Origin of the sequence: Burkholderia sp. Ac-20384, assembly GCF_017104605.1 — a bacterium.
GTDB lineage: Bacteria > Pseudomonadota > Gammaproteobacteria > Burkholderiales > Burkholderiaceae > Burkholderia > Burkholderia lata.
Map to the genome: position 1 here is coordinate 1 of NZ_JAAGPE010000464.1, position 4,889 is coordinate 4,889.

Here is a 4,889-nt window from a genome sequence, read left to right on the forward strand (position 1 = left end):
GGGCGCCGCGAGCCGCCGCGCGCGCGCCGCGCCGATCCCGGAACCCGCGCCGGTGATCAGCGCGATCCGCGCGACGTGCGCGGCGCGTGGGTTCACGCGGCGACCTTGTCGCTGTCGTTCACGCGCTCGACGTTGATCGTGCCGACGTGGAACGCGGCCAGCGACTCGCGGTGCGCGATGCTGACGATCGCGGCCTTCGGCAGCCGTTCGGCGAACAGGTGGTACAGGCGTGCTTCGTTGTCGGCGTCGAGCGCGCTGGTCGCTTCGTCGAGGAACAGGAAGTCGGGCTTGTGCAGCAGCACGCGCGCACCGGCCAGGCGCTGCTGTTCGCCCGGCGACAGCACGCGGGTCCAGTGCGCGGTCTCGTCGAGGCGGTCGACGTAATCCTCGAGGCGGCATGCACGCAGCGCGTCGCGGCAGGCTTCGTCGCTGAACGTATCGGGTGTTGCCGGATAGGTGAGCGCGGCCTTCAGCGTGCCGATCGGCAGATAGCTCGTCTGCGGCACGAACATCATCCGTGCACCGACCGGCGCATCGATCGCGCCGTCGCCGAACGGCCACAGGCCCGCGAGCGCGCGCATGAACGTGCTCTTGCCGGAACCCGACTTGCCGATCACGAGCCAGCGCGAGCCGGGCTCGATCGTGACGCTGCCGATGTTCGCGAGCGCGTTGCCGTTCGGCAGCGCGAGCTTGAGCGACGACGTCGACAGCTTCGCGTCGTCGACGTAGTGCAGGTTGATGCCGCCGTGCTCGGTCGCGGGCGACAGGCTTTCCTTCAGGTGCGACGTGCCCATCACGCGCTTGAATTCGCGCAGACGGTTGACGGTGGCGCGCCATTCGACGAGGGTCGAGTAACTGTTGATGAACCACGAGAACGAATCGCTGACGGTGCCGAACGCGGACGAGATCTGCATCAGCACGCCGAACGAGAACGCGCCCGCGAAATAGCGCGGCGCGGCGACGACGAGCGGGAAGATGATCGCGATCTGCCCGTAGAAGCTCAGCACGAACGTGAGCCGCTTCGTGTACTTCATCACGCGCCACCAGTTGTCGCGGATGCGCGCGAAGAGGTTCTGCGCGTTGCCGGTCTCGGTCTTCTCGCCGTCGTAGAACGCGATCTGCTCGGCGTTCTCGCGCACGCGGATCAGCCCGAAGCGGAAGTCGGCCTCGACGCGCTGCTGCTGGTAGTTGATCGACACGAGCGGATGGCCGACCTTCTGGATGATCAGCGAGCCGATCACCGCGTATAGTGCGGCCGCCCACACCATGTAGCCGGGGATCGCGATCGGCGTCGCGCCGAGCGAAACCGTCAGCGCGCCGGCGAGCGACCACAGGATCGTGATGAACGACACGAGCGTGACGACCGTCGACAACAGGTCGAGCGACAGCGCGAGCGTGGTCGTCGCGAACGACTGGAGGTCGTCGGTGATCCGCTGGTCGGGGTTGTCGGCGAGGCGGTCACGCTCGATCCGGTAGAACGCGCGATCGCCGAGCCACTGGCCGAGAAAGCGGTCGGTGAGCCACTGGCGCCAGCGGAAGCCGAGCATCTGCCGCAGGTAGCGGCCGTACACGGCGAGGATGATGAAGGCGAACGCGAGCGCGGAGAACTGCATCAGCAGGTTCGGGAAGTCGTGGACGTCCTTCGATTGCAGCGCGTTGTAGAACTCCGCGTTCCACTTGTTCAGCCGGACGTTGATCCAGACGACGCAGAGGTTGATCGCGATGATCGCGACCAGCAGCCCCCATGCGATTTTCCATTCGGACGATACCCAGTAGGGCTTGATGAGGCTCCATGCGGATACCGGACGCTCGTCCTGCGGCGCGTCGGAGGCGGAGCGGACGGGATCGATCGATTGGGTCATGTGCTTCCTGATGAGTAGCCGGCGTGCGGGCCGGGCGAAGCCGGGCGCGCGCCGCGATACGGCATGCCGGGACGCGGCGCCGACTGACGGCGGGCGTCCGGATGGTCGCCCGCGCGTCTTAAACGGCACTTAAGGCCGGCGGTGACGCGGCAACCGGCCGCTCGCGCGGCCGGCCTGCGGGCATTGTGCCAGAGCGGCGCGGCACGACGGCGAATTTGCCGCAAGGGGGACAGTTTGCGGCGCTTTCCGCTTTTATGGTCTAATGGCCGACGACGAAACAGGGGTGCTTTGTAGCGCGGCCGGCAGATGTTCCGGGCAGCGCGATGAGGCTGAGAAAAACCCTTTGCACCCGATCCGGGTAATACCGGCGAGGGAAGTTTCTGAACCCGCCGGGCCGCGCTGGCTGCCATCCCACATGGTCAGCGCCCTTGTTCCGCCCGGCCGGCCTTTGCTGCCGGTTTCGTCCTTTTGGGTACGCGCATTGCGCGTTACGGAAGGAATGATGACCGCACAATCTTCAGTCTTTTGCATGGTTCCTGGCCCGATGTCGCGTGCATTCGCATGCGGCGGCGCGTACACGTCGACGCTCGTCGTGCGTGCTTGCGCCGAGGGGGCACGATGAACGCCCGGGATTCCCGACCTGATTTCGCCGTGCTCGGCGGCGGCCTCGTCGGCCGCCTGATCGCCTGGCGGCTCGCGGGCGACGGGCATCGCGTCGCGCTTTACGAGCGCGGCGGCCCGGACGGCGAGCAGTCGGCCGCGTGGATCGCGGCCGCGATGCTCCCGCCGCTCGCGGAAGCGGCGAGCGCGGAGCTGCTGATCACCGAGCTGGGCGCCGCGTCGCTCGCGCGCTGGCCGCAATGGCTCGCGGAACTGCCCGAACCCGTATTCTTCCAGCATCACGGCACGCTCGTCGTCTGGCACCACGCGGACCGCGCGGAGGCGCCGCTGTTCGAGCGGCGCGTGCGCGCGAACGCGCCGGCCGACCTGTTCGACCGCGGTTTCGTGACGCTCGCCGGCGCGCAGGTCGACGCGACCGAGCCGGTGCTCGCGGGCCGCTTCGCGCGCGGCCTGCTGCTGCCGAACGAAGGCCAGCTCGACAATCGCCAGGCGCTGCGCGCGCTCGCGGCGGGCCTCGTCGAGCGCGGCGTCGACCTGCACTGGCACGTCACGATCGACGATGCGAACCTGCCCGCCGCGCATTTCACGATCGATTGCCGCGGGCTCGGCGCGAAACCCGCGCTGCCCGCGTTGCGCGGCATCCGCGGCGAAGTCGCGCGCGTGCACGCGCCCGGCATCGGGCTTACCCGGCCCGTGCGGCTGCTACATCCGCGCTACCCGCTGTACATCGCGCCGAAGCAGGACGATCTCTATGTGATCGGCGCGACCGAGGTGGAGGGCGAGGACATGTCGCCCGTCAGCGTGCGCTCCGCGCTCGAACTGCTCAGCGCGGCGTTCTCCGTGCATCCGGCGTTCGGCGAGGCGCGCATCCTCGAACTCAACGCGCAGTGCCGGCCGACGCTGCCCGATCATCGCCCGGCGGTGATCTGGGACGGCGCGTCGACGCTCGCCGTCAACGGCCTGTACCGGCACGGCTTCATGATCGCGCCGGAAGTCGCGCACGCGGCGGTCGCAGTCGCCGAAGCCGCACTCGGCGGCGCGTTCGGCGATGCCGACGCGTTCGCCGCGTGGCGCGACGCCGAGCGCTGGCCGACGCTCCTTCATCACCGCAACGACGCGCGCCAGCCGGCCTGACGCGTGCTGCCGACCGAATTCGACGAAGCCTCATGGATATCCAGATCAACCAACAGAACCTGACGTTGCCCGACGGCGCAACGGTGGCCGACGCGCTCGCCGCGTACGGCGCGCGTCCGCCGTACGCGGTCGCGCTGAACGGCAACTTCGTCGCGCGCACGCAGCACGCGGCGCGCGCACTCACGGCGGGCGACAAGCTCGACGTCGTGCACCCGGTCGCGGGCGGCTGAGCGCCGCCGGTTCGTCCCCGCTCTTTCAGGAAAACGACATGACGTCCCTTACCTCCGCCGACGCGTTGACGCTGTACGGCGAAACCTTCGCAAGCCGCGTGCTGATCGGCACGTCGCGCTATCCGTCGCTGCAGTCGCTGTCCGATTCGATCGCCGCGTCGCGGCCGGGGATGGTGACGGTCGCGCTGCGCCGCCAGATGACGGGCGGCACGGCCGAAGCCGGCTTCTTCGACCTGCTCAAGCGCCACGCGGTGCCGCTGCTGCCGAACACGGCCGGCTGCCAGACCGTCGCCGAAGCGGTGACGACCGCACACATGGCGCGCGAAGTCTTCGGCACTGACTGGATCAAGCTCGAACTGATCGGCGACGACTACACGCTGCAGCCCGACCCGGTCGGCCTGATCGAAGCAGCCGCGCAACTGGTCAAGGACGGTTTCAAGGTGCTGCCGTACTGCACCGAGGATCTGGTGATCGGCCGGCGCCTGCTCGACGTCGGCTGCGAGGCGCTGATGCCGTGGGGCGCGCCGATCGGCACGGGCAAGGGCGTCGTGAACCCGTATGGCCTGCGCGTGCTGCGCGAGCGGCTGCCCGACGTGCCGCTGATCGTCGACGCCGGGCTCGGCGTGCCGTCGCACGCGTGCCAGGTGATGGAGTGGGGCTTCGACGGCGTGTTGCTGAACACCGCCGTGTCGCAGGCCACGCACCCCGAAATCATGGCGCGCGCGTTCGCGCAGGGCGTCGAGGCCGGCCGTGCCGCCTATCTCGCCGGGCCGATGGATGCACGCGAGACCGCGCATGCGAGCACGCCGGTCGTCGGGATGCCGTTCTGGCACCAGGACGGGGGCGGCGCATGAGCGCGCGTTTTGCCGATGCATTCTGGCCGCCGGCCGATGAGCTGGCCGAAGCGGCCGAACGGATTCGCGCGCGGCTCGGCGACTGGCCGGACGGTGCGGCGCCGTGGCGGCTTTGCGTTGCGGTGCCCGATGTGCCGGCCGATGGCGATGTGCTGATTGTCTCGTCCGGAGACCGTGCCGCGCAGGCG

At 69.3% G+C, this 4,889-nt stretch carries 4 protein-coding genes, 1 pseudogene and 1 riboswitch; of the genes and pseudogenes, 4 read left to right on the top strand and 1 reads right to left on the bottom strand.

Annotated elements, in window-relative coordinates; all coding sequences use genetic code 11:
• Positions 1-92 precede the first annotated feature (92 nt).
• Positions 93-1,862 carry an ABC transporter ATP-binding protein/permease gene (locus G3O00_RS39775; protein ID WP_206146266.1) on the bottom strand — a complete coding sequence of 590 codons (1,770 nt, stop codon included), beginning with the start codon at positions 1,860-1,862 and terminating at the stop codon, positions 93-95.
• A 269-nt stretch (positions 1,863-2,131) separates the two neighbouring features.
• A riboswitch (TPP riboswitch) is annotated at positions 2,132-2,255 on the top strand.
• A 225-nt stretch (positions 2,256-2,480) separates the two neighbouring features.
• Between G3O00_RS39775 and G3O00_RS39780 the strand changes: the two genes are divergently transcribed.
• The 4 genes and pseudogenes from G3O00_RS39780 to G3O00_RS39795 form a co-directional block, all read left to right on the top strand.
• Complete coding sequence (locus G3O00_RS39780) at positions 2,481-3,617, top strand: FAD-dependent oxidoreductase (protein ID WP_206146267.1); 1,137 nt, start codon at positions 2,481-2,483, stop codon at positions 3,615-3,617.
• A gap of 32 nt (positions 3,618-3,649) precedes the next feature.
• Entirely contained in the window at positions 3,650-3,847 is a 198-nt protein-coding gene (thiS, locus tag G3O00_RS39785) for a sulfur carrier protein ThiS (RefSeq protein WP_175045588.1), read from the top strand.
• A 38-nt stretch (positions 3,848-3,885) separates the two neighbouring features.
• Positions 3,886-4,701 carry a thiazole synthase gene (locus G3O00_RS39790; protein ID WP_011350714.1) on the top strand — a complete coding sequence of 272 codons (816 nt, stop codon included), beginning with the start codon at positions 3,886-3,888 and terminating at the stop codon, positions 4,699-4,701.
• A pseudogene (locus G3O00_RS39795) lies at positions 4,698-4,889 on the top strand (thiamine phosphate synthase); the annotation flags it as partial. The gene G3O00_RS39790 and the pseudogene G3O00_RS39795, both read left to right, overlap by 4 nt.

What these genes read in the sequence shown, in the direction of transcription:
- G3O00_RS39775 (WP_206146266.1), bottom strand. Translation starts at nt 1,862, where the DNA reads ATGACCCAATCGATCGATCCCGTCCGCTCCGCCTCCGACGCGCCGCAG.
- G3O00_RS39780 (WP_206146267.1), top strand. Translation starts at nt 2,481, where the DNA reads ATGAACGCCCGGGATTCCCGACCTGATTTCGCCGTGCTCGGCGGCGGC.
- thiS (WP_175045588.1), top strand. Translation starts at nt 3,650, where the DNA reads ATGGATATCCAGATCAACCAACAGAACCTGACGTTGCCCGACGGCGCA.
- G3O00_RS39790 (WP_011350714.1), top strand. Translation starts at nt 3,886, where the DNA reads ATGACGTCCCTTACCTCCGCCGACGCGTTGACGCTGTACGGCGAAACC.